Raw genomic sequence first — 21,823 nt, forward strand, 5'->3', positions numbered from 1 at the left:
GGCGGCGGCTATGCCGTTCGGTGTGTTGCAGGAGATGCCCGGCGTCAGCGAGGCGGAATACCGGCAGGTGGAACGACACCTCGGACCGGATCGGCCGCCGGGACTCGTCGCCCATGTCGCGGGGCCGACCGAGGACGGCTGGCGAATCATCAATATCTGGCAGGACGAAGCGGCGTTCCGTCGGTTCCAGTCCGAACGGCTGGTCCGTGCTGCGGGATTGGCGGCGCAGGAGGACGGCTTCGACCCGACGAAGGCGGCCCACTTTCGATCGGTGATCGTCGACGGCACCGAGATGCCCTTCTGATGGCCGACGCCGCCACCCTGCGGTCCCGTAACGCCGATTTCTGGACGGGAGCGGCAGCTGGCTGGATTCGCCACGCCGATCGGCAGGACGAGATCGGTCGACCGCTGGGCGCGCCGGCAATGGATCAACTGGCCCCGCGGCCCGCCGAACGGATCCTTGATGTCGGCTGCGGCTGTGGCGGCACCACAGCCGAACTCGCCGCGGCGGTCGGCGGGACCGGCGCGGCGGTCGGTGTCGACATCGCCGAGGCGATGGTGACCGCCGCCCGGCAACGGTTCCCCACCGACCGGTACCCGGGCATCCAGTTCCACCTCGCCGACATCGAGACTCTCGATGTCGTGCCGGGAGCACCGTTCGACGCGGCTTTCTCGCGAATGACCCTGATGCTGTTGGCCGATCCGGTCGCCGGCTGCACCACGATCCGGCGATCACTACGCCCGGGAGGGCGCCTCGCCGCGACCGTCTTCCGCGATGGCAGCGTCAACCCGTGGCTGTTCGCGGCGATGCTCGGCGCAGCGCCGTACCTCGGGCCGTTGCCACATCTACCAGTGGATGAAGAGCCCGGTCCGTTCTCCTTCGCCGATCCGGCGCGGCTCACCCGGGTCCTCACCGTCGCCGGCTTGACCGCAGTCACGATCACACCCTGCGACGTCACCATGAACGCTCCGGACGACGCCGACGTGGTGGCCGAATGGCTTATCGAGGTCGGTCCCGCCGGTGCCGCGTACCGGGCGGCTCCTCTTGCTGGGCAGGCTTCGGCCCGGGCGGGGGCGGCCCGGCTGCTCGACCGGTTTCGTGAGCCTGGCGTCGGCTACCGACTGCCCGCCGGCCTCTGGCTCGTCACCGCGATCGCCGCCGCGGCTGAAGCGCCGTCCGCCACGGCCGGCCCACCGGCCATCCGCCACCGACACCCACGTCAGGACGAGAACTGATGAGAACGATCCGAATGCTCGCGCCGACCGTCTGTCTTGTGCTCACCCTGACGGCATGTGCCGACGCCAACGAGCCCGAGCCCTCCGGCGCAGCGTCGCCGGGCAATCCGGCAGCTGCCGACGCCGCGTCCAGCGCCGTCGGATCCGGTCCGGCCGGTGGCTCGACGCCGGTGTCGGCGGAGAAGGTGTGTGCCTACCTGGACGAGCAGTTGCCGACGCTGAGGGAAATCGGGTCCGAAACGGGCGTGATGGCCAACCTCACCGTGAACCTCTATTCCTGGTACGAGAAGCAGGGTGCTGTCCCGACCGGCCGTCAGATTGACGACCAGACCCGGCAGGAATGCCCGACGACCCGGACCGAGGTCCTCGAACTCGCCGGCATGGAGAGCTTCGAACGGCTGTAGCCGCGACAGTTAGGTGCCGCCGGTACCCCCACCAGCCAAGGTCGTGCACAGGATGCCGAGGGTGCAGGTGGCCGTGCGGTCCGCGGGAGGGCTCGAGCGCCGATCTCCCGCACCGTCGGTGGATACCCATGGCGCTCGACCCACTGCCGTATCGCCGCAGTTTCACTGGGTCGGCTCGCGGATAGTCGGGGTCAGCGACTCAACTTCGGGCGGGAAGACTCAGATCCAGTGGGACAGGACACGTACCCAAGCACTGGGCCTACACCATCCTTACTCGTTGCACACCATAACTGTCATTATGATGCACTACCCAATTGTCCCTTTTGTGTGGACGAATTATCGGTTTATCGTTAACGGCAAACTATTAATGTGGACGGACGTCGTCTGCCGGTTGTGTGAGTCCTCGCCAGCGTGTCTGTCGCCTCGCAGTTGAGATGGCGAGTCAGCCCGGCGACGGCGCGTACGCACGTGACCCCCCATGGTCGAGCTTGGTGCTCGCGATGGGGCGCACCTGGTCCTGTCCGCCTTCGTCTTATCCCTCGTCGCCGGGAACACACTCGCCGTCGGCAAGACTGTCAAGGGCAAGAACCTGCACGCCCTGCGCCGCTCCCTCGCGTACGCGAGCGGGGCAGCGCTGCGGCGTTTCAGAGTCAGCGCTCGATCTCTCGGTTGATAGTCTGCGGCGGTGCCGATCGTCATCCGCCTCGCCGCCGTGTCCGACATGCCATGACGTCGAACCTGCGCCGCGCCGTCCGCGCGATCATCCTTGATGAGGACGACCGCATCCTGCTCTGTCGGTTCGACTTTCCGCACCCGGTGGTGCCAGAGCAGGCGAAGGCCGTTTGGGCGGCGCCAGGCGGCGGCATCGAACCCGGCGAGGACCGGCTGACGGCTTTGCGCCGTGAACTGCGTGAGGAGACCGGTCTGGCGATCACCGCCGATCCACCGCACGTCTGGCACCAGGAAGTCGTGGCCGCCGACCATGCGCCGGGCTTCGACGGCATCATCAACGACTACTTCCTCATCCGCGCGAACCACTTCCAGCCCCGCGGCGAGCTGACAGACGACCAACTCGCTGCGGAGAACCTGGCCGCGTTCCGGTGGTGGCAGCTTTCGGAGATCGCTGGTTATACGGGACCTGAGCTGTTCTCGCCCCGCGACCTCACAACACCCTTGACAGCGCTTCTTACAGCGGGGACGCCGGACCAGCCGGTCCAACTCGGCCTCTAGCAAGTTCCGGTGCGATCACACATACCTGTGACCAACCCGCGTTCGAGCTTCATCAGCGACACGCCGAACCGGCATCAGCCCTGCACCCGTCGCGGACATGTACGCAATGTCCCAGCGCAGCTCAGAGGCGATACGAACACCGAGCCGCCCGGAAAATTCGACGACGCCGGCCCGAACACCGCCGAGGTGCTCGCCGTCCTCGACGTCCTCCAGACGTTGACCGCAGAGCAGTACGTGCACCTGGACGCGGCGTTTGACCGCGACGGCATGGACCGCTGGCAGGCCGGTGCCAACGCCGACGTGAAGCCGTGACCATCTACCGGGCGGGAAGCCGGGAAGAGCGTGCCTGGCACCTGGCCCGGCACGCTGCGCAGCACGTCCTCGAAGAGCACCGACCTCCAGCACTTGCCCGTCCGCGTCTACGGTGTGCGCGCCGGTGGTGTCGGCCAAGATACGGCGGAGACCGGCAACCAGTGATGTTGAGTTGAGCTTGCCTCAGGTGAGGTGCTGGGGCGGATCGGCGTCGGCTGCCCGACCAGGGACAGCGATGCGCAAACGCAGCCGGAGGCCCGATCTTGTGTCACCGTTCGTAGTGGACTTCTTCGCGTACCCGCTCAGATCGGTCAACGGCGCACCCGATAGCGCAGGTGAAGCACCCGGTTGCCCTGAATCACCACGTCAGGATCCTCCAACAGGTGCTGCGCGTGGACCGACCCGAAGTAGCGCTTGCCGGACCCGAACACGACGGGCACGACGTCCATGCGCACCTCGTCGATCAGGCCCGCGGCAAGCACCTGGCCACCGACGTCGCCGGCGGCGACCTCGACCATGCGGTCACCCGCAAGCTCCTGCGCCTTGGCCACGGCTGCCTCGACGCCGTCGACGAAGTGGAACGGCGCCTCGGGGTCCCAGCCCTCGGGCGGCGGTCGGTGCGTCACGACGACGACGTGGTCGATCCCGCTCGGAGGCTTCCCGTCCCAGCCGTCCGTCATGTCGAAGACGTGGCGGCCGGCGATTGTCACCCCGATCTGGTCCCAGTACGGCCGGGTGTAGTCGTGGGACGCCTGCGACACCTTCAATACGCCGCTCTCGTCCAAGGGGACGTCACCGCTGGTCAACCATTCGAACAGGGGTCCGGGCTGGTCATTGTCGTCCGCGACGAAGCCGTCCACCGACACCGAGCTGTACATGACCACCTTGCCCACGGGGCTCTCCTCTGCTTTGGGGTGCACCCAAATTAGCGTGTCGTGAGCTGTCGCTCTTGTAAGGAATCAATCGGCCGGCAGCGGCCAGCCGTCCAGCACGTGGCCGGGATGTTCGCGCAGGAACCGCCGCCGGGCTTCGACGTACCGGGTCGGCGTGAGCCCGGTGAACGCCCGGAACTCGTGGCCGAAGTGGGCCTGGTCGAAGTAGCCTGCGCCACCGGCGAGGTCGCCCCAGTCGATCGGTCCAGCGGGGTTGATCGCGAACACGGTCGTGGCGAAGCGGTAGGTGCGGGCCAGCCGCTTCGGCGTGACGCCGATGAGCTCCTTGAACCGCTGTGCCAGATGAGTGCTGCTGACACCGGCTGCCACGCTCAGGTCGCCGATCGCCACCGCCCCGCTGGTCGCCGCGATGACGCTGCTCGTATGGCGGACCAGCCCCAGACCGGCGGTCTCGCACAGCCGTCGCATGAGCTCCTCCTCGAGCAGCGTCAGCATCTCGTACGTTCCGTCCGCCGTGGCCAGCCGGTCCCGCAGCTCAGCAATGGCGGGCCGGCGCCAAACCTGCTCCACTGTCACCGGCCGGTCACACAGCTCGGCCGCGGGCATCGGCAGGAACGGCGCCAGCCCCCACGGCTTGAAGTGCACGCCGACGGACCGGGTTCCCGGCGGATAGCCGAACTCGAAGGCGCGGGTGGGCATGGTGACCACGCAGCCGTCGGCGTACTCGGCCGTCTCGATGTCGGTGCCGGCGCGGATGCGGAACGGCGCTCCGAGGTTGACGATGAGCAACGCCGCCGGACTTGCCGGCAGCGTCAGCCGGGCGTACGGCGGCGCACCCTCCAGGTAGTAAAGGTCGTCGATCAGCCCGTCCAGCGGCGGTCGCGGCACTCTGGACACATACTCCACGCCCACAGCATCGCCGACGCCCCGCCGGCATCGCCGACGCCCCGCCGGCATCGCCGACGCCCCGCCGGCATCGCCGACGCCCCGCCGGCATCGCGCGCCGGGATGGTCCAGCCGCGCTGCCGCCAGCATCGAGCCGGCGCCGATCCCGGACGGGCGCCCGGCCGCGGACATGTGCGTGGGAACGGAACTCGCGTCGAACGAATACGCGCTCCTGCCAGTCGGACGGGCCTCCAAGGGGAAGCGTCCGGAGCAGTGAGAATGTTGAGAAGGACAGGTCGCATGGCGCGGGTGACCCGCATTGACGCCGGGACACAGTGCAGGCACCCAGTTTCGACGCACCCTGTGATCTATCGTGAGCGGGCAGTGCCGGTGCGGCGCCCCGGCCTGGTGGCGTAAGCAGGGGAACTGTGCTGCGCGCTTCAAGAACGGTCGGCATGTGCTGTTCGAGGAATCGAGCGTGCGGGGCTGGGTGCCGTCGCAGCGATGAGTCTGCGACGCCCACCGGTCTGCCACCCGACCGAGACAACCAACCTATCGGGAGTACGGCATGGGCCTGATCCACATCGAACTGTTCTCGACCCTCGACCTCGTGGGGCAGGCGCCTGGCGGCCCCGACGAGGACCCGGTGGGGTTCTCGTTCGGCGGCTGGCAGGCGCCCCTGTTGGACGAGGTCGCCGGGGCGCAGGTCTTTGCCGCGTACGAGGGCACGGACGCCCTCCTGCTCGGCCGGCGGACGTATGACATCTTCGCCGCCTACTGGCCGCACCAGGAGGGTGGCGAGGACAACGCGATCGCCACGCTCTTCAACAGCGTCCCGAAGTACGTGGCCTCCCGTGGCACGCCCGACCTCTCGTGGGCGGGGTCCACGCAGCTCGGCCCGGATCTGGCCGGCGCGGTGCGCGAGATCCGTGACCGGCACGAGCACGTGAAGGTCGTCGGGAGCCTGAACCTGGTGCAGACCCTCCTGCGCGAGAAGCTCTTCGACCGTCTCGACCTTTGGGTGCACCCGATCGTGCTCGGCGTCGGGAAGAAGGTGTTCGACGGTGGCGCGGTGCCCACGAACCTCACGCTCCTCGAACCGCCGGTAGCCAATCCGAAGGGCACCGTGTACCTGCGCTACGGCCTCGCCGACGGCGCGCCCGGCACGGGCGACATGAGCGCACCCGATCGGGGCGCCGGACGCGACGACTGACGCCCGCGCGCCCGGTGGGTACGTGTCGTCGGTGCCGAAGGTGAACGTTCGCTGGTGGACCAGGCGTTACGGCCCGACAACGACGTTCCTGAGCGGCTCGCCCGCCGCGTACCGTCGTACCTGGTCGACCAGCAGTCGGCGAGCCCTCGGTGCCATCGCGGCGGTCAGGCCGCCGACGTGCGGGCTGATGAGGACGTTCGGCGCGGACCACAGTGGGTGGTCGGCGGGCAGTGGCTCGGGTTCGGTGACGTCCAGGGCAGCGTGCAGCCGACCCGCGTTGAGCTCGGCCAGCAGCGCCTCGGAGTCCACCACCCGGCCCCTGGCCACGTTCACCAGCAGGGCACCGTCGGTCATCCTGGCGAGGAAGTCCTTGTCCACCAGGCCCTCGGTCTCGGGGGTCAGCGGGGTAGCCAGGATGACAACATCTGCGTGCGGCAACATCTCCGCGATCTCGGAAATCGGCTGTACGCCGGGACGGGCACGCCGGGCCACTCGGCTGATCTCCACCTCGAACCCCACCAGCCGGCGCTCGATCGCCGCGCCGATCGAGCCGTACCCGACGATCAGCACCCGGGCGTCAGCCAGCCCGGTCGACCAGGCCGTGGCCCAGCGGCCCTCTCCCCCCGCCCGGACGAAGTCCGGCAGTCGGCGTCGGGCGGCCAGGGTGAGCGCCACGGCCAACTCGGCGGTGGCCGCGTCATGCACGCCTCGGCCGTTGGCCAGGATCAGTCCGGGCCGCAGGAACGGCAGGATGTGCTCGTAACCGGCGGTCACGGTCTGCACGACCTTGAGCTGGGGCATCCGGGCGATTGGCGCGCAGAGGCGCGGATCGATAACCCCGTACGGAAGCGCGTAGAACTCGACATCGTCCAGGTTCTCGGGCATGGGCTCAGTGCCGTCGTACAGCGCGACGTCATGCTCGCCAAGCTCGGCCACTGCGTCAGGGTGAGAGATCAGGTAGCGCACGGCGAGATTATGCCCGGGGCGCTGCCTGCCGCAGGGGTGACAACCGCCCGTGATTTGACCCTTGACCGGGTTGAGGCCCGAGCATCGGCGGCATGGACGACCAGCCGACACCCGACCCGACCATGACGCGCATCATCGAAGCGGTGCATCTCGGCCAATCCGGCGCACCGGTACAGGCCCGTGAGTTGCTCAGCACGCTGTGGGACGAGATCGGCCCCACCGGTGACGCCCTGCACCGCTGCACTCTCGCCCACTACCTCGCCGACCTACAGGACACCGCAGACGCCGAACTGGTCTGGGACGAACGCGCGTTGGCCGCCGTCGCCGATCTCACCGACGACCGCGCCCGCCAGCACGACGACGCACTGCGGGTGCAGGGGTTCCTGCCGTCGCTGCATCTCAACCTCGCCGACGTGCACCGACGACTGAGCAACACCACGCTGGCCCGGGCGCACCTGTCCACCGCTCGGACCCTCGTCGCGCAGCTGCCGGCCGACCAGTACGGCGACCTGATCCGCGCGGGTATTCAGAACGTCAGCCAGGCCCTGGCCGCGGGATCGACACACCGCCTCGACTCGCACCCCTTCTCGGCCGGCTGACAATCCCGGTTGCGCCGCCGCAGCACCACTGCGAGGGTCGACGGATGCCAGCGATGACCGGCGCAGACCTGCTCCAGGCAGCCGACGAGATGACCCGGGTGCTGCACCCGCACGCCGAGCGCGACTGGTCGGTGCCCGCTGGCTCGCTGACCTGGAGCTGCTGGACCACCGCCGCGCACGTCGCGCACGACCTGCTCGGGTACGCCGGCCAGGTCACCGGCCGCCCCGATGACGGCTACCTCCCGTACGACCTGAGGGTCTCCCCCACCGCGAGCCCGGCGCAGGTGCTCACCGTGGTGCGCGCCTGCGCCGGGCTGCTCGCCGCCGCCGTCGACGCCGCCGGTCCGGACGTGCGGGCCTGGCACTTCGGTCCCTGCGACCCAGCCGGCTTCGCGGCGATGGGGGTGGCCGAGACGCTGCTGCACACGTACGACATCACTCTCGGCCTCGGCGTGCCGTGGGGGCCGCCGCAGCGACTGAGCGCGCTGGTGCTGCGGCGGCTCTTCCCCGATGCCCCGGACGGCGCGGCACCCGACGTGCTGCTCTGGATGACCGGCCGCAGCGACCTGCCCGGTCATTCGCGGCGTGACGCGTGGATTTGGCGGGCCGCGCTGGACTGAGTTGTGCCCGGTGCGTGACTCAGTCGAGGCCCCAGATTGGTGGTACGTCTCTTACCGGCGGGCGGTGAGCGTGTGCCGGTGACCGTCGAGGGGGAACGGCGGCCGGGCCGGCAACACCTCCTGGAACAGGTAGCCGCTCTTCTGCGCCACCCGGCAGGACGCGACGTTGTCCACCTGGTGCAGCAGGTCGAGGCACGTCAGCCCGGGGAACCGGTCGAACGCCCACCGACTGAGCGCGGTGACCGCCCGTGGGGCGACACCTCGGCCGCGCGCCCACGACGCCGTCCAGTAGCCCACCTCGGGCGTCGGCCAGTCCTGCGTGACCCTCTTGAGCACCACGTTTCCCGCCAGCCGTGGGCCGTCCGCGTCGTTTTCAAGGACCGCGAAGCTGTAACGGCTGCCGTCGTCCCAGTCCTTCTGGACCCGATCCAGCCACTGCCTGCCCTCGGCGGCGTTGGTCGCCGGGACTCGGGTCCACCGGCGCAGCACCGGATCCCGGTACGCCGCCAGCAACGCGTCCAGGTCGTCCGCGCTCCACGGGCGCAGGACGAGCTTCGGGGAGGTGGGCTCGATCGGCATCCGCACAGTCTGCCGCCGCGCTCGCCACTGTGGGGGGTCAGCTCCGGCGGCGCCAGCGCAGCCACCAGCCGCGACGCGTGCGGCGTGCCGGCGCGGCGACGGTCGCCGGCTCGGTGGCGGGCGCATCGGCCTGGCCTCGGGTGCGCTCCGCGCGCCAGCGGCGGACCACCTCGTCGGCGTTCACCGGACGCACCACGACGCGCGGGCCCTCGGGGTTGCGCAGCCAGGCCACGATCTGCCCGTTCAACTGCCCTACGAAGTCGCGTACGGCCTGTTCGGTGGGCAGGTCGCGCACCTCGTCGGGGACCTGCTCGATGCGCCGGCGCAGTTGCAGCGGGGTGGGCAGGAGCAGGTCGCTGGGCAGCGCCTCGCGCTCCAGGAAACTCTTGATCCACCACGACTCGTCGTACGGCGCTCCCTGGCCGGGGATGGGCTTGCCCATGCCGGGCAGGTCGTCGAACTCGCCGCGTTGCACGGCTCCCCGGATCTGCGCCTCCACGGCGGCGTCCCACGCTTCAGTCACCCTGCGGCACCTCCCTGGCCACCGTACCGCGCCACCTCCGGACGGTGGCGCGGCCCGCAACGGACAGCGTGACCGGGTAGCCGGCCATTCCCGCGGGCACCGCCGAGGGGTGGTTTGAGACCGAACGAGTAGTTCCAACGGCAGGCCACGTTCTGGCAGGTGGACCTGGGCCGGGAGGGCCGCACGGCCTACGGTCGGTGCGGGTACCGGTGAACGGGGGGCGTCATGGTGGGTACGGGTGCACTGCTGGGCATCACGCTGGTCGCGTTGGGGCTGGTGCTCACGCCCGGCCCGAACATGGTCTACCTGATCTCCCGCTCGGTGGCGCAGGGCCGCCGGGCCGGGCTGATCTCGCTGCTCGGGGTGGCCGCCGGGTTCGGCGTCTACCTGACGGCGGCCGTCGCCGGACTGGCCACCGTCTTCGTCCTGGTGCCGACGCTGTACGCGGTGGTGAAGCTGGCCGGGGCCGGCTACCTGCTCTGGCTGGCCTGGCGGACGCTGCGTCCGGGTGGGCAGTCCCCGTTCACGCCCGCACCGCTGCCGCCGGACCCACCCCGTCGGCTGTTCACCATGGGCCTGGTCACCAACCTGCTGAACCCGAAGATCGCCATCCTCTACGTGTCGCTGCTACCGCAGTTCATCGATCCGGCGCGGGGGCACCTGGCGGCGCAGAGTCTGCTGCTCGGCCTGACCCAGATCGCCGTCGCGCTGACCGTCAACGCGCTGATCGTGCTCAGTGCCGGCTCCCTCGCCGGGTTCTTCGCCCGCCGGCCGCTGTGGCTGCGGGTGCAGCGGTGGGTGACCGGGACGGCCCTCGCGGCGCTGGCCGTCCGGATCGCCGCCGACCGGTCCCGCGCCGTGGTCGCCACGCCCTGAGCCGCTCAGGCCCGCGCACCGCCGTCGACCCGCAGGACCGTGCCGGTCACGAACGAGGCGCGATCACTGAGCAGCCAGGCGGCGGCCTGGGCGATCTCCAGGGGATCGGCCGCACGGCGCAGCGGCGTGTGCGCTACGAGTCGCTCGGCGAGACCCGGTGACTCCGCCTCCCAGGTGCGGATCATCTCCGTCCGTGTGTTGCCGGGGGCGATGGCGTTGACGCGGATGCCTTCCGGGCCGTAGGTGATGGCGGCCGACTCGGTGAGACTGTTGACGGCCCGCTTCATCGCACCGTAGGCGGGCAACTCGGGATTGCCCGTCAGGCTGCCGACGCTGGAGTTGTTGACGATGGCCCCGGTGCCGGCGGTAGCCCGGATCGCGCCGATCTCGGCGACCATGGCCAGCCACGGGCCCCTGAGGTTCACGGCGTAGACATGGTCGAAGTCAGTTTCCCGCACCTGGTCCATCGGGCCGGGCGGCACGAACGTCGCGCCGTTGTTGAAGGCGACGTCGAGACGGCCGTACAACTGGACCACACGGTCGACGGCGGCGCGAACGCTGGCCGCGTCGGCCAGGTCGCACACCACGTGGTCCGCGGTGCCACCCGCTGCACGGATCTCCTCGGTCACCGCATTCAACTGCTCCTGGGTGCGGGCTGCGAGCAGCACCCGGGCGCCTTCGGCGGCGAACAACCGGGCCGCGGCGGCACCGATCCCGCGTCCGGCGCCGGTGATGAAGGCGACCTTGCCGGACAGCAGACCAGCAGCGGTGGGCGCGGTTTCGTCAGTGTTCGGTGTGTTGTCCATGGTGGCAAGCCTGCGTCCGGTCACGGAGCCGATCCAGGCACTGGCGGTACCTGGATCGGCTCCGCGAACCCCGTGCACACTGACGGTGTGGACCGACGAGAGCTGGCTGTCTTCCTGCGCAGCAGGCGCGAGCGGATCACGCCTGCCGACGTGGGTCTGCCCGCCGGGGTGCGCCGCCGCACCCCGGGACTGCGCCGCGAGGAGGCGGCGCAGTTGGCGCACATCTCGACCGAGTACTACACCCGTCTGGAGCAGGGCCGCGGCCCGCGCCCGTCGCGCGAGGTGCTGGCCAGTCTGGCCCGCGCCCTGCGGCTGTCGAATGCCGAGCGCGCCCACCTGCACCACCTCGCCGGCGCACCGCCAGGGCCGCCGCCCGGGCCCGCACGCGAGGTCCGGCAGAGCGTCCTCGACCTCCTGCGACGGCTGCCGCAGGCGGCCGTGATCGTGACCTCCGCGGCGTACGAGGTGATCGCCTGGAACGATCTTGCGGCTGCCCTCATGGAGGACTTCTCCGCCCTGCCCCGGCGACACCGCAACCTGGTGCGCCAGGTTTTCCTGGGGCCGCACCCGCAGGGACGGCGACTGTACGGAGTGTCGGACGCGGACGCGTTCGCCCGTGCCTCGGCCCGCCGCCTGCGCGCCACCGCAGCCCGCTACCCCGACGATCCCGAGGTGACCGAGCTGGTGGGTGACCTCCTCGCCGGAAGCGAGGACTTCGCCCGGTTGTGGGCCTCCCACGACGTGGGCGCCGAGCCCACCCTGTGCAAGACCTTCCAGCACCCGCTTGTCGGTCCGATCACCGTCAACTGTGACGTCCTCGACATCACCGACCGGGACCAGCAGGTCGTGATCTACACCGCCGTCCCCGGCTCACCGTCGGAGGAGGCGCTGCGACTGCTGTCGGTCATCGGCACACAGCGCATGGACGTGGAGCACTGAGCCCGTTCACCTGCCAGCGTCGCGGTGCCGGCGCAGCATCCCGGCGGCCAGCGGCGCGGCGTCCAGGTCGCCGGCGGCGAGCCGGGCGGCGAGGGTACGGCGTACCAGCCGGTCGGCCAACGCGGGCGCGTGCCGGCCGACGGCCATCTCCAGGCGTCCGCGTGCGGTCGTCGCCACGTCCCGGGGCGCCCGCCGGGCGGTAGCGGCACGCAGGATCGCCGCGACCACCCCTTCAACGGGCTCCGGGCGGGACACGCCCTGCAGGGACAGCCCGGCCTCGGCGGTGCTGTCGTGGATCGGTGAGGCCACCATGCTCGGGTAGACGACACTCACCCCGACGTGGGTGCCCACCTCGTGGCGCAGCGCGTCGGCGTACGCGACCAGCGCCCGTTTGCTGACCCCGTACGCGGCGGCGAGCGGCAGCGGCAGCACCGCCATCCGGCTGGCCACGAAGATAACCCGTCCGCGCGCGGTGACCAGCGGGGGCAGCGCCGTGGCGGTGGTCCGCCACGCGGCGAGCAGGTTGACCTCCAGTTGCTGGCGGACCACCTCGTCGGGTGGCAGCTCGGCGGGGGCGGGGCCACCGACCCCGGCGTTGTTGATGAGCAGGTCGAGCCCGCCGAGGCGGTCGACGGCGGCCTGTACCGCGGCCGGCACGGCGGCCGGGTCGGTCAGGTCGCAGCCGAGCACCGGCAGGTCGTCGTCGGGCCGCGCGTGCAGATCGAGCCCCACCACCTGGGCGCCGGCGGCGGTCAGCGCGGCGCCGAGGTGTCGGCCGAAGGTGCCGTTCGCCCCAGTGACCAGCACCCGGCGGCCGCTCAGCCCGGTCACCGCGCGGCCCCTCACTGCGCCGCTCCGACCGACGTGACCCCGCCGGAACCGGCGGGCGTGGAGGGCGTGGCCGAGCGGGTCCGGCGGGTACCGGCGGTCAACGCCCGGGTCAGCTCCGCCAGGTAGACGTCGAAGTCCACCCGCATCGCCGGGCGGCGCTGGCCCCAGCGGGCCGTCGCGGCCCGCAACTCGGCCCGGCAGGCGGCCCGCTGTCGGGCCGGGTCCGGCAGCGTGTACCGGCCGGTCAGTTGCGCGGCGATCAGCTTCGCCTGCGCCTCCACCAGGGGGAACGCGGAACCGGTGGACTGCATCAGGCCGACGAAGGTCAGGCCGGGGGCGTCGGGGTGGAACACGTGCCGGTACAGCGGCAGGGTGTCGGCGCCCCCGCCGAGCAGCGCCGGGTCGAGGAACGGGATCTCCACCCGGTAGCCGGTGCACCAGATGATCAGATCGACGCTGTCGCTGCGGCCGTCGGTGAACTCGACCCGGTCACCGTCGAGGGCGGCGACGCCGGGTCGGGCCTCGACGTCGCCGTGGGTCAGCCGGGACAGCAACCCGTCGGAGAGCGTCGGATGGTCCTGCAGGAAGCCGTGCGTCGGCGCGGGCAGCCCGTAGCGGGCGGGACTGCCGACGGTGGCGGTGAGCATGGTCTGGCTGATGCGCTGGCGCAGTCGCCACGGCAGCCGGCGGGCCAGCGCACCGTTGAGGGTGTCCGAGGGGCGACCCAGCAGGTACTTCGGCACCACCCAGACGCCCCGGCGCAGCGACAGCAGGGTGCGGGTGGCCGCGTACGAGGCGTCCACGGCGATGTCCATCGCGGAGTTGCCACCCCCGACGACCAGGACCCGCTTGCCGGCCAACTGCTCCGGGCCCCGGTAGTCGTGGCTGTGCATCTGCTCGGCCGTGCAGGTGCCGGCGTACGGCGGGTCGGGCAGCCGGGGCACCCGGTTGTGCCCGTTGGCGACGACCACGGCGTCGACGGTGACCTCGACGGGCCCGTCCGGTCCGCTCGCCCGCACCGTCCAGGTCCCGGCGGGATCCTGGGTGACCTGCTCGACGGTGTGGCGCAGACGGATGGTGTCGCCCAGCTCGAAGCGGTCGACGTAGTCGGCGAGGTAACCGGCGATCCGGCGGTGGTCGGGGTAGTCCGGCCAGTCGGTGGGCATCGGGTGGTCGGCGAACTGGGTGCGGCCACGGCTGGTGTTCAGGTGCAGCGTGCGGTACGCGGGCGAGTCGGGTGCCCCGTACACCCAGAGGCCGCCGACCTGATCGGTGGTCTCGAAGCACACCGCCGGCACGTCGGCGTCGCGCAGTGCCTTGACCGCGGCGAGCCCGGCCGCCCCGGCGCCGATCACCGCCACCCTGGGTGGTGCCTGCATTGCCGCCCCCATTTAATCCAACGTCGGATGGATAATCGTCGCGTGGGGTCGGCCCGTCAAGGGGTCGACGATCCGTACAGCCCGTTCAGCAGGCGATGCACGAACGCCCGGAACTCGCGCCGCTCCCGCGCGCCCGGCGCACCCGCGGCCAGCGCCACCACGTGCCCGTGCGTCGCCCACACCAGGCTGCGCACCGTGATGTGCGGGGTCGGTTCCGCCAGCGCGCCGGCCGCCGCCGCGGCGGTGAGCAGCTCCGCCACCAGCCGGTACAACGGTTCGGCGTAGCGCTGGTCCAGCTCGGCGTGCCGCTGCGGCTCCAGCCAGCGACGCAGCCACAGCGCGGTGGTCTCCGGGCGGTCCTCCAGGAAGTCGACGAAGACGTCGACCAACTCGTGCAGGGCCTGCCGCGCCGCGTCCGGCCCCGCGTCGAGAGCCGAGCGGGCCTGCTCGGCGGCCTCGGTCAGGACCTCCTGCTCGGCGGCGAAGACCCGGGCGAAGCAGGCGTCGTAGAGCGCTGCCTTCGTACCCGTGTGGTGCGCGACCGTGGCGACGTCGACCCCGGCGGCGGCGGCGACCTCCCGCAGCCCGACGGCGTCGAAGCCGCGTTCGGCGAAGAGCGCGGTCGCCGCGGTGAGCACCACCTCGCGGGTCGGCCGGGTCTCGTCGCGGCGAGGCCGACCCGGGCGGCGTCGGGGCATGGTCATGGCCGCCATTCTGCCCCTAGAATCCAGCAACCGTTGGATTGCGGAGAGGACGCGGCGATGACCGGGCTCGACCGGCGGCTCGTGGCCGCCACCGACGCGACGCTGCCCCGTGGCCCCCTGGCCGGCTTCGCGGCCGGCTCACTCGGCATGGGTGTCTGGGTGACCGTGCCCGGCCTGCTGCTGCTCTACTTCCTCACCGACCTGCTGGCCGTCGAGCCGTGGCTGGCCGGCCTCGCGCTGCTGCTGCCGAAGATCGCCGACGTGCTGCTGCACCCGTGGATCGGGCACCGCGCCGACGTCGAGCAGACCCGCCGGGGCGACCGACGTCGGCTGCTGCTGCTCGGCTGCGCCCTGCCGCTCGCGTTCGCCGCGCTCTTCGCGGTGCCCGGCGGGCTGACGGGCGCATCGGCCGCCGCGTGGGTGGCGGTGTTCTTCGTCGCCGGCAACCTGCTCTTCGCCGCCTACCAGGTCCCCTACCTGGCCACCCCGGCCGACCTGCGGATCGGCTACCACGAACGCACCCGGCTGATGGCGTTCCGGATGGTCGTGCTGACCCTGGGCATCCTGGCCGCCGGGCTGGTGGCCCCGCTGCTGACCGGCGGCGACGCCGCGACCCGCGGCGGTTACCAGCGGATGGGCATGGTCCTCGCTGTCGGGATGCTGCTCGCCATGCTCGTCGGTGTGGCCGGCATCGCCCGGCTGCGCGGCTCCGCGGCGGCCACCACGCCGGCAGGGCACAGCGGGTGGCGGGCACTACGCACGGCGCTGCGCGACAAGCAGTTCCGCTGGCTGGTCGCCGCGTACCTGGCGATGTCCACCACCACCCACCTGGTGCTCGCCGGGGTGCCCTACTACGCCGAGTACGAGCTGCGGGCACCCGGCCTGACCACGGTCCTGGTGGCCGCGTTCGTGGCGCCGGCGCTGTTGGTCACCCCAGTCTGGCTGGGGGTGGCCCGCCGCGTCGGCAAGCAGCGGGCACTGCTCGCCGCCCAGGGCGCGTTCGCGGTCGGTTCGCTGGTGCTGGCGGTGGGCCGCCCGGCCGGCCTGCCGGTGCTGATCGGCGCGGTGGCGGTGCTCGGGGTCGCGTTCGCCGGCATGCAACTGCTGCCGTTCTCGATGCTGCCCGACGTGATCCGGGCCGCCAACACAACCGCCACCGAACCAGCCGCCATCACCACAACCGCCGCTGACACCGGCGCCGGCGGCACGATCGGCGCCGGCACCTACACCGGGGTGTGGACGGCCACCGAGGCCACCGGCGCGGCGCTCGGCCCCTACGCGTACGCCCTCTGCCTGGCCGTCGGTGGTTTCGTGGCCTCGACGGCCGGTGAGTCGCCGGTGCAGCCGGACGCGGCGCTTGCCGCGGTCCGCTACGGCTTCGGGTTGCTGCCGGCGGTGGCGATGCTCGCGGCGCTGCTGCTGCAACGCCGCTACACCCTGGACGCGACCGCCCGCGCGGCCAGCTGACCCGGTGGGCGCGGTGCGACCGTCGACGGCCCGGCACTAGACTGCGACCTCGATGGACGCCCAGCCCACCACCACCGAGACCCGTCCGTGCGCCCACTGTGGACAGCCGGTGCCGCAGCGTGTCGGCGCGGGTCGACCGTTTCGCTACTGCCGGGACAACGACGGCGCCTGCCAGCGTGCCTCCCGCAACAGCCGGATGCGTCACCGCAACGCCCCCGGCCTGCCCGGGCAGGTGGCCCGCACCTGGGAGGTGGTGGACCGGCTCGACCAGGTCGTCGAGACGTTGACCGAGTCGCTGCACGCCGAGTTGTCCCCGGTGGGTGTGCAGCGGCAGCTCGCCCAGGCTCGTGCCGAGGCCGCCACCGAGGTCGCCGCGGCCCAGACCGAACGCGACGAGGCCCGCGACGACGCCGAGACCGCGGCGGCCGACGCGGCGCGTTCCCGCGAGCAGGCCCGGGCTGCCCGCGCTGAGGCCGACGACGCCCGCCAACGCGCCGAGCAGGCCGTGCGGCAGGCCACCGCGGCCGACGAGCGGGCGCACCGCGCCGAGACCGCCCGTGACCAGGCGCGGCACGACGCCAGCGCCGCCGAGGCGCTGCGTACCCAGGCCGAACGCGACCGTGACCAGGCCCGCGGCGAGGTGCGTGACCTGCGGGCGGAACGGGACACCGAGCGGCAGCGGGTGGCCGACCTGGCCGTTGAGCGCGACGCGCTACGCGCCGACGCCGCGCGGGCCACCCGGGCCGCTGCCGAGGCGACCGAGCGGGCCGGGCGGTGGCAGGCCGAGGTGCAGGACGTGCGGCGGCAGATCGAGCAGGCCCGCGCCGACGCCGCGCGGACCCGCGCCGAGGCCGCCGACGCGGCCCGGGCCCGGGAACAGGCCGACCGGGCCCGCGACCGCGCGCAGGTCGCCGCCCTTCAGGCCGACGACGCCCGGCAGGAGGCCGCGGAGCTGGCCGCGCGGCTGCGCGCGGAGCTGGCCGCCACGGTCGCGCACCGCGACACGCTCACCGCCGAGCTGACCACGGCCCGGCAGACGGCGGCCACCGCCGAGGGTCGGGTCACCACCCTGACGGTACGGCTCGACGCCGCCGAAACCGACCGGGACCTGGCCCAGCGGCGGGTGGCGCAGCTCGGTGACCAGGTGAGCGACCTGGCGCTGGCGCTGGCCCGCCTCGGCGCCGCCACTCCCGACGACGCCACCCGTTGATCGGCGCGGACATCAGCGCAACCTTCGCCGCGGTCGAGCGGTTAACATCCCCGGTGGCAGCGGATACACATCACCGTTGCGACCCGCCCGGGGATCACCTGGCCGGGTGACTGTCCCGGCCGGCTACCCTTGGTCCCGGCCCACCCGTGGACGCCTCACGCCCTCGGGCGGGAATGGCTGGACGGGAACGCACCGTTACACCCAGAAGACCAGCACCACGAACGAGGGGAAGTCGATCATGGGCGAGCGTATGCTGCGCGGAAGCCGCCTTGGCGCGGTGAGCTACGAATCCGACCGCAACACGGAGCTCGCGCCGCGTCAGACCCGCGAGTACCTCTGTGCCAAGGGCCACCAGTTCGAGGTGCCGTTCGCCGTCGACGCCGAGGTCCCGATGACCTGGGAATGCAAGTTCGACGGCAGCGTCGCCCGACTCGTCGACGGCAACGAGCCAGAGCAGAAGAAGGCCAAGCCGCCGCGTACCCACTGGGACATGCTGCTGGAGCGGCGCTCCATCGCCGAGCTCGAGGACATCCTCGCTGAGCGGCTGCAGGAGGTTCGTACCCGCCGCGGCCGCGCCTGAGCCGCACGACACAGCGCCCCCGGGGATGACCCCGGGGGCGCCGTCGTGTCCGTGCTCAGTGGCGACCGGGCTCGATGATCTCGCCCTCGATGGCCCGCCCACCGTCGACCACCACCGGCTGCTCCGGCTGCGGGGCCGGTTGCGGCGCACCCTGGCGCACCCGGACCGTGCGGGGCCCGAACAGGTCACCGGCGACCATCGACGACACCCGTCGCTCGGTGGTGCGTTGCACCCCCGCGCGGGCCAGTCGACGCACCGGCGGCACCAGCAGCAGCAACCCGATCAGCCCGCTGACCAGACCGGGCACCGCCAGCAACATGGCGCCGGCCAACCCCACCAGCCCGTCGGTCACCTGCCGACCCGGTGGCTGCCCGGCGGAGGCGGCGGAGCGGAAACCACGCCAGGCGCGCATCCCCTCGCGGCGCAGCAGCACCAGCCCCAGCAGGGACGCGGCGAACACCAGCAGCACGGCCGCCCCGAACCCCAGCGCCCGCCCCACGCCGACGAACACCGCCAGCTCCACCACCACCGCCAGCAACAGGGCCAACGGTACGAATCTCAGTCCTCGGCGCATCTCACCTCATCGCCATTCCCGCGACACCGTTGACGTGTCCCGTCCATCCAGCATGACACGACTCCGCTCACGGCCACCGTGCCTGACCGGTGGCGGTGCCATGCAGACCACGGCGTACCGCCTGCCGCCGGTCCCGCACACCCCAGGCGGTGATCCGCCACAGCGCCTCCGCCACGATCCGCGGGCTCATCTTGCTGTCCCCGCGTTCCCGTTCGGCGAAGGTGATCGGCACCTCCACGATCCGCACCCCGGCCAGGTGCGCCAGCCGCGACAGCTCCACCTGGAACGAGTAGCCCTGGGAGGTCACCGACCCCAGGTCGATGGCGTCCAACGCGCTGATCCGGTACACCCGGTAGCCGCCGGTGGCGTCCGAGACCGGCATGCCCAGCGCGAGGCGCGCGTACAGGTTGCCGCAGCGCGACAGCAGCAGCCGCCGCAGCGGCCAGTTGACCACCTGCGCGCCGCTGGTCCACCGCGACCCGATGACCACGTCGGCGTCGCGGGCGGCGTCCAGCAGCGCCGGCAGGTCCTCCGGGGCGTGCGAGCCGTCGGCGTCCATCTCCACGACCGCCTGGTAGCCGCGCTCACGTGCCCAACCGAACCCGGCCAGGTACGCCGCGCCGAGGCCCTCTTTGCCGTGGCGGTGCAGCACCTGCACGTGCGCGTCACCGTCGGCGAGGGCGTCGGCGATCGCGCCGGTGCCGTCGGGGCTGTTGTCGTCGGCGATGAGGATCTGCACCGCCGGGGCGGCGCTCCGGACCCGGCCCACGATCGCGGCGATGTTCTCGGCCTCGTTGTAGGTGGGGATCACCACCAGCACCCGGCCCACACCGGGCACCTCGTCCGGGCGTCGGATCGTATCGGTCGCCTGGATCACGGTTCCTCCGCTCCCGCCGGCGTACCGGCTGTTGCTAGGCGGGCATGACCCGCTGCCGCCGGCGCAGCACCGCCGCGCCGATCAGGGCCGCCGCGGCCAGCCCGGCGAGCGCCACCTCCGGCCACCAGCCGAGCCGGGTGGCGAGGGTGGTCCCGTCGTCGAGCCGCAACTGCCGCACTACGACCTCCCGGGTGTTGAACCCGGTGGCATCGCTTACCCGCCCGTCGGGGGCGACGAACCCGGACACCCCGACCGTGGAGGCCATCAACGCCGGCCGCCCGTGCTCCACCGCCCGCAGACGCACCATGGCCATCTGCTGGCGGGCCTCCGCCACGTCGAAGGTGGCGTTGTTGGTCTGCACCACCAGCAGCTGCGCGCCGCCGATGACGGTGTCGCGGACCACCTCGTCGTAGGCGACCTCGAAGCAGATCACGTCACCGAGCACGGTCGGGCCGGCGCGTACCACGCCCGGGGTGCTGCCGGGAACGAAGTCCGACCGGATCAGGTCGACCTTGTCGCTGACCATCCGGGCGACGTCGCGCAGCGGCACGTACTCGGCGAACGGCACCGGGTGGCGCTTGGCATACAGCTGCTCCAGGTCGGGGCCGACGCCGGGCCGCCACAGGATGCCCACGTTGCGGACCTCACCGGCGCCGGGGCCCAGCAGCACCGCGCCGACCAGGATCGGCACGCCGACCGCGTCGGCGGCCTGGGTGATCCGCGCCCCGGCGGTGGGGTTGCGCAGCGGGTCGATGTCGCTGGAGTTCTCCGGCCACACCACCAGGTCGGGTTGACGTTGCGCGCCGGCGGCGACCTGTGCGGCCAGCTCGATGGTGGCGTCGACGTGGTTGTTCAGCACGGCCTGGCGTTGGGCGTTGAAGTCCAGGCCCAGTCGCGGCACGTTGCCCTGCACGATCGCCACGGTGACCGTGGCGCCCGACCCGGCGGTGGCGACCGGCACGAGCAGGCCCCCGGCGGTCAGCGCGACCGCCACGGCGGCCGGTACGGCCACCGGCGCCCACCGCCGCCCCGGCGTCCCACCCTGCGGACCGTCGGCGTGCGAGACGTCGTCCTGCGGCGTCGCGCGGGCGGCGACCCAGCCCTGCCAGGCGGCGGTGACCAGGAACCCGCCGACGAGGGCCACCACGAACGTGACCAGCGGCGCACCGCCCAGCGAGGCCAGACGCAGCAGCGGTGAGGTGTCCTGGCTGAACGCGAGCCGCCCCCACGGGAACCCCCCGAACGGGGTGCGGTCGCGCAACGCCTCCTGCCCCACCCACAGCAACCCGGTCAGCGCCGGCCACGCCCAGCGGCTGCGGTCGACCAGCGGGGACACCCAGGCGGTGGCCGCGCCCAGCAGCGCCAGGTAACCGGCCTGCAGCAGCGACAGCAGCACCCACGGCAGGTAGCCGGTGTGCAGGTTCGTCCAGGCCAACAGCGGGCCGAAGAACGCCACCCCGGTCAGGAAGCCCAGGCCGGCGCCGGCGCGCAACCGCCGCCGGTGCACGGCGGCGGCCAGCAACGCCACCCCGACCGGCGCGAGCGGCCACACCCCGTACGGGGGGAACGCCACCAGCAGAGCCAGCCCGGCTGCCACGGCCAGGGGCGCGGCGACCCTCAGCGGCAGCGGCTGGCCGGTAACGATCGGCCGGGGCAGCACTGCCGGGGTGTGGGTCTCATCCCGGTCCAGGGTCGTCACCGCTTCACCTCGATCACGGGGCGAAGGCTACCTGGCTGGCGGGTGTACCAGCCGCATCGGGCCGCCGGGCACAGACCGCCCAGCGGACATGAAATCGGGGCGCGGCTCACGCCGCGCCCCGATGCTCCCAGGCCCTTCCCGGCCGGTGTGGCGAGAATGAGGCACGACGACCTTCGGACCGACCGGACGCGGACTGGCTGCCCCCGCCGGGCCGTTGTCTACTGGCCGTGCACCTCACCCTGCCCGTACACCGGTAACCGCGGCCGGTTCGCGCCGCCCCGCCGACCCCCGCCCGCTGGACCTGGCCGCCGCGACGATGACGCTCAAAAATGTCGCTCGGCCAGCGGACGAAGGGACGAAGCGAACAACAGCCGCTTCCCGTGGTAGGACTCAAAGACGGTACGTGCCGACCCCCGTCGGT

At 72.1% G+C, this 21,823-nt stretch carries 26 protein-coding genes; 14 read left to right on the top strand and 12 right to left on the bottom strand.

The genetic code is table 11. The features are described from left to right. Positions 1–34 precede the first annotated feature (34 nt). The 6 genes from ABZS37_RS16915 to ABZS37_RS16940 all read left to right on the top strand — a co-directional run bounded on the left by ABZS37_RS16915 (position 35) and on the right by ABZS37_RS16940 (position 3,347). Positions 35–304, top strand: a complete 270-nt coding sequence (locus tag ABZS37_RS16915) for a hypothetical protein (protein ID WP_355169883.1) — start codon at positions 35–37, stop codon at positions 302–304. After that, the gene (locus ABZS37_RS16920) at positions 304–1,236 is read left to right on the top strand and encodes a methyltransferase domain-containing protein (RefSeq protein ID WP_355169885.1); all 933 of its coding nucleotides are present in this window, start codon (positions 304–306) and stop codon (positions 1,234–1,236) included. Before ABZS37_RS16915 ends, ABZS37_RS16920 begins: the two co-directional genes overlap by 1 nt. A gap of 14 nt (positions 1,237–1,250) precedes the next feature. Beyond that, positions 1,251–1,640: a hypothetical protein gene (locus tag ABZS37_RS16925; protein WP_354997545.1), complete on the top strand. Its 390-nt coding sequence runs from the start codon at positions 1,251–1,253 to the stop codon at positions 1,638–1,640. Positions 1,641–2,366: 726 nt separating this feature from the next. Next, positions 2,367–2,870, top strand: coding sequence for an NUDIX domain-containing protein (locus ABZS37_RS16930; RefSeq protein ID WP_355169887.1), 504 nt, complete (start codon positions 2,367–2,369; stop codon positions 2,868–2,870). A gap of 27 nt (positions 2,871–2,897) precedes the next feature. Continuing rightward, positions 2,898–3,182 carry a hypothetical protein gene (locus ABZS37_RS16935; protein ID WP_355169889.1) on the top strand — a complete coding sequence of 95 codons (285 nt, stop codon included), beginning with the start codon at positions 2,898–2,900 and terminating at the stop codon, positions 3,180–3,182. Positions 3,183–3,212: 30 nt separating this feature from the next. Further along, positions 3,213–3,347, top strand: coding sequence for a hypothetical protein (locus tag ABZS37_RS16940; RefSeq protein ID WP_355169891.1), 135 nt, complete (start codon positions 3,213–3,215; stop codon positions 3,345–3,347). A gap of 146 nt (positions 3,348–3,493) precedes the next feature. Here the strand turns inward: ABZS37_RS16940 and ABZS37_RS16945 are convergent, their stop codons facing one another. Both ABZS37_RS16945 and ABZS37_RS16950 read right to left on the bottom strand, forming a co-directional pair. Beyond that, on the bottom strand, positions 3,494–4,075 hold the full coding sequence (locus ABZS37_RS16945) for a dihydrofolate reductase family protein (protein ID WP_355169893.1): 582 nt from the start codon (positions 4,073–4,075) through the stop codon (positions 3,494–3,496). Positions 4,076–4,141: 66 nt separating this feature from the next. Beyond that, positions 4,142–4,981 carry a helix-turn-helix domain-containing protein gene (locus ABZS37_RS16950; RefSeq protein WP_355169895.1) on the bottom strand — a complete coding sequence of 280 codons (840 nt, stop codon included), beginning with the start codon at positions 4,979–4,981 and terminating at the stop codon, positions 4,142–4,144. A 547-nt stretch (positions 4,982–5,528) separates the two neighbouring features. Here ABZS37_RS16950 and ABZS37_RS16955 point away from each other — a divergent pair. Then, a complete protein-coding gene (locus tag ABZS37_RS16955) occupies positions 5,529–6,173 on the top strand; it encodes a dihydrofolate reductase family protein (protein WP_355169897.1) in 645 nt (214 codons plus the stop codon). Positions 6,174–6,239: 66 nt separating this feature from the next. On the opposite strand, the gene ABZS37_RS16960 is transcribed toward ABZS37_RS16955, so the two are convergent. Beyond that, a complete protein-coding gene (locus ABZS37_RS16960) occupies positions 6,240–7,109 on the bottom strand; it encodes a 2-hydroxyacid dehydrogenase (protein ID WP_355169899.1) in 870 nt (289 codons plus the stop codon). Positions 7,110–7,231: 122 nt separating this feature from the next. Between ABZS37_RS16960 and ABZS37_RS16965 the strand changes: the two genes are divergently transcribed. Both ABZS37_RS16965 and ABZS37_RS16970 read left to right on the top strand, forming a co-directional pair. Continuing rightward, positions 7,232–7,738 (top strand): hypothetical protein, encoded by a 507-nt coding sequence (locus tag ABZS37_RS16965; protein ID WP_355169901.1) that lies wholly within the window; start codon positions 7,232–7,234, stop codon positions 7,736–7,738. Positions 7,739–7,791: 53 nt separating this feature from the next. After that, positions 7,792–8,358 (top strand): maleylpyruvate isomerase N-terminal domain-containing protein, encoded by a 567-nt coding sequence (locus tag ABZS37_RS16970; protein WP_355169903.1) that lies wholly within the window; start codon positions 7,792–7,794, stop codon positions 8,356–8,358. A gap of 51 nt (positions 8,359–8,409) precedes the next feature. Here ABZS37_RS16970 and ABZS37_RS16975 read toward each other — a convergent pair whose 3' ends face one another. After that, entirely contained in the window at positions 8,410–8,937 is a 528-nt protein-coding gene (locus ABZS37_RS16975) for a GNAT family N-acetyltransferase (protein ID WP_355169905.1), read from the bottom strand. 37 nt (positions 8,938–8,974) lie between these two features. After that, positions 8,975–9,460: a DUF1992 domain-containing protein gene (locus ABZS37_RS16980; RefSeq protein ID WP_355169907.1), complete on the bottom strand. Its 486-nt coding sequence runs from the start codon at positions 9,458–9,460 to the stop codon at positions 8,975–8,977. A 225-nt stretch (positions 9,461–9,685) separates the two neighbouring features. Between ABZS37_RS16980 and ABZS37_RS16985 the strand changes: the two genes are divergently transcribed. Then, positions 9,686–10,336 (top strand): LysE family translocator, encoded by a 651-nt coding sequence (locus ABZS37_RS16985; RefSeq protein ID WP_355169909.1) that lies wholly within the window; start codon positions 9,686–9,688, stop codon positions 10,334–10,336. A gap of 5 nt (positions 10,337–10,341) precedes the next feature. Here the strand turns inward: ABZS37_RS16985 and ABZS37_RS16990 are convergent, their stop codons facing one another. Beyond that, the gene (locus ABZS37_RS16990) at positions 10,342–11,142 is read right to left on the bottom strand and encodes a glucose 1-dehydrogenase (protein WP_355169911.1); all 801 of its coding nucleotides are present in this window, start codon (positions 11,140–11,142) and stop codon (positions 10,342–10,344) included. 87 nt (positions 11,143–11,229) lie between these two features. On the opposite strand from ABZS37_RS16990, the gene ABZS37_RS16995 reads away from it, so the two are divergent. Continuing rightward, the gene (locus ABZS37_RS16995; RefSeq protein ID WP_355169913.1) at positions 11,230–12,081 is read left to right on the top strand and encodes a helix-turn-helix transcriptional regulator; all 852 of its coding nucleotides are present in this window, start codon (positions 11,230–11,232) and stop codon (positions 12,079–12,081) included. Positions 12,082–12,087: 6 nt separating this feature from the next. On the opposite strand, the gene ABZS37_RS17000 is transcribed toward ABZS37_RS16995, so the two are convergent. From ABZS37_RS17000 to ABZS37_RS17010, 3 genes are read right to left on the bottom strand one after another with little or no spacing between them, the layout of a single operon-like run. Further along, positions 12,088–12,912, bottom strand: coding sequence for an SDR family NAD(P)-dependent oxidoreductase (locus ABZS37_RS17000; protein WP_355169915.1), 825 nt, complete (start codon positions 12,910–12,912; stop codon positions 12,088–12,090). Between the two features lie 11 nt (positions 12,913–12,923). Continuing rightward, positions 12,924–14,291, bottom strand: coding sequence for an NAD(P)-binding domain-containing protein (locus ABZS37_RS17005; protein ID WP_355169917.1), 1,368 nt, complete (start codon positions 14,289–14,291; stop codon positions 12,924–12,926). A 56-nt stretch (positions 14,292–14,347) separates the two neighbouring features. Next, complete coding sequence (locus tag ABZS37_RS17010) at positions 14,348–14,995, bottom strand: TetR/AcrR family transcriptional regulator (RefSeq protein ID WP_355169919.1); 648 nt, start codon at positions 14,993–14,995, stop codon at positions 14,348–14,350. 57 nt (positions 14,996–15,052) lie between these two features. Here ABZS37_RS17010 and ABZS37_RS17015 point away from each other — a divergent pair, with 57 nt between their 5' ends. The 3 genes from ABZS37_RS17015 (at position 15,053) to ABZS37_RS17025 (ending at position 18,252) form a co-directional block, all read left to right on the top strand. Then, positions 15,053–16,462 carry an MFS transporter gene (locus ABZS37_RS17015; protein WP_355169921.1) on the top strand — a complete coding sequence of 470 codons (1,410 nt, stop codon included), beginning with the start codon at positions 15,053–15,055 and terminating at the stop codon, positions 16,460–16,462. Positions 16,463–16,514: 52 nt separating this feature from the next. Then, entirely contained in the window at positions 16,515–17,672 is a 1,158-nt protein-coding gene (locus ABZS37_RS17020) for a hypothetical protein (RefSeq protein ID WP_355169923.1), read from the top strand. A 238-nt stretch (positions 17,673–17,910) separates the two neighbouring features. After that, on the top strand, positions 17,911–18,252 hold the full coding sequence (locus ABZS37_RS17025; protein ID WP_091636146.1) for an RNA polymerase-binding protein RbpA: 342 nt from the start codon (positions 17,911–17,913) through the stop codon (positions 18,250–18,252). A gap of 55 nt (positions 18,253–18,307) precedes the next feature. Here ABZS37_RS17025 and ABZS37_RS17030 read toward each other — a convergent pair whose 3' ends face one another. The 3 genes from ABZS37_RS17030 to lnt all read right to left on the bottom strand — a co-directional run bounded on the left by ABZS37_RS17030 (position 18,308) and on the right by lnt (position 21,348). After that, complete coding sequence (locus tag ABZS37_RS17030; protein ID WP_355169925.1) at positions 18,308–18,826, bottom strand: FxsA family protein; 519 nt, start codon at positions 18,824–18,826, stop codon at positions 18,308–18,310. A 67-nt stretch (positions 18,827–18,893) separates the two neighbouring features. Continuing rightward, the gene (locus ABZS37_RS17035; protein ID WP_355169927.1) at positions 18,894–19,703 is read right to left on the bottom strand and encodes a polyprenol monophosphomannose synthase; all 810 of its coding nucleotides are present in this window, start codon (positions 19,701–19,703) and stop codon (positions 18,894–18,896) included. Between the two features lie 34 nt (positions 19,704–19,737). Then, positions 19,738–21,348 carry an apolipoprotein N-acyltransferase gene (gene lnt, locus ABZS37_RS17040; RefSeq protein ID WP_355169953.1) on the bottom strand — a complete coding sequence of 537 codons (1,611 nt, stop codon included), beginning with the start codon at positions 21,346–21,348 and terminating at the stop codon, positions 19,738–19,740. Positions 21,349–21,823: the final 475 nt, after the last annotated feature.

The sequence above is a fragment of the Micromonospora sp. NPDC005413 genome (genome assembly GCF_040606435.1).
Taxonomy (GTDB): Bacteria; Actinomycetota; Actinomycetes; order Mycobacteriales; family Micromonosporaceae; genus Micromonospora.

Coding starts and splice junctions, on each gene's coding strand:
- ABZS37_RS16915 (WP_355169883.1), top strand. CDS start 35: ATGCCCGGCGTCAGCGAGGCGGAATACCGGCAGGTGGAACGACACCTC.
- ABZS37_RS16920 (WP_355169885.1), top strand. CDS start 304: ATGGCCGACGCCGCCACCCTGCGGTCCCGTAACGCCGATTTCTGGACG.
- ABZS37_RS16925 (WP_354997545.1), top strand. CDS start 1,251: ATGCTCGCGCCGACCGTCTGTCTTGTGCTCACCCTGACGGCATGTGCC.
- ABZS37_RS16930 (WP_355169887.1), top strand. CDS start 2,367: ATGACGTCGAACCTGCGCCGCGCCGTCCGCGCGATCATCCTTGATGAG.
- ABZS37_RS16955 (WP_355169897.1), top strand. CDS start 5,529: ATGGGCCTGATCCACATCGAACTGTTCTCGACCCTCGACCTCGTGGGG.
- ABZS37_RS16965 (WP_355169901.1), top strand. CDS start 7,232: ATGGACGACCAGCCGACACCCGACCCGACCATGACGCGCATCATCGAA.
- ABZS37_RS16970 (WP_355169903.1), top strand. CDS start 7,792: ATGACCGGCGCAGACCTGCTCCAGGCAGCCGACGAGATGACCCGGGTG.
- ABZS37_RS16975 (WP_355169905.1), bottom strand. CDS start 8,937: ATGCCGATCGAGCCCACCTCCCCGAAGCTCGTCCTGCGCCCGTGGAGC.
- ABZS37_RS16985 (WP_355169909.1), top strand. CDS start 9,686: ATGGTGGGTACGGGTGCACTGCTGGGCATCACGCTGGTCGCGTTGGGG.
- ABZS37_RS16990 (WP_355169911.1), bottom strand. CDS start 11,142: ATGGACAACACACCGAACACTGACGAAACCGCGCCCACCGCTGCTGGT.
- ABZS37_RS17005 (WP_355169917.1), bottom strand. CDS start 14,291: ATGCAGGCACCACCCAGGGTGGCGGTGATCGGCGCCGGGGCGGCCGGG.
- ABZS37_RS17010 (WP_355169919.1), bottom strand. CDS start 14,995: ATGACCATGCCCCGACGCCGCCCGGGTCGGCCTCGCCGCGACGAGACC.
- ABZS37_RS17015 (WP_355169921.1), top strand. CDS start 15,053: ATGACCGGGCTCGACCGGCGGCTCGTGGCCGCCACCGACGCGACGCTG.
- ABZS37_RS17020 (WP_355169923.1), top strand. CDS start 16,515: ATGGACGCCCAGCCCACCACCACCGAGACCCGTCCGTGCGCCCACTGT.
- ABZS37_RS17025 (WP_091636146.1), top strand. CDS start 17,911: ATGGGCGAGCGTATGCTGCGCGGAAGCCGCCTTGGCGCGGTGAGCTAC.
- ABZS37_RS17030 (WP_355169925.1), bottom strand. CDS start 18,826: ATGCGCCGAGGACTGAGATTCGTACCGTTGGCCCTGTTGCTGGCGGTG.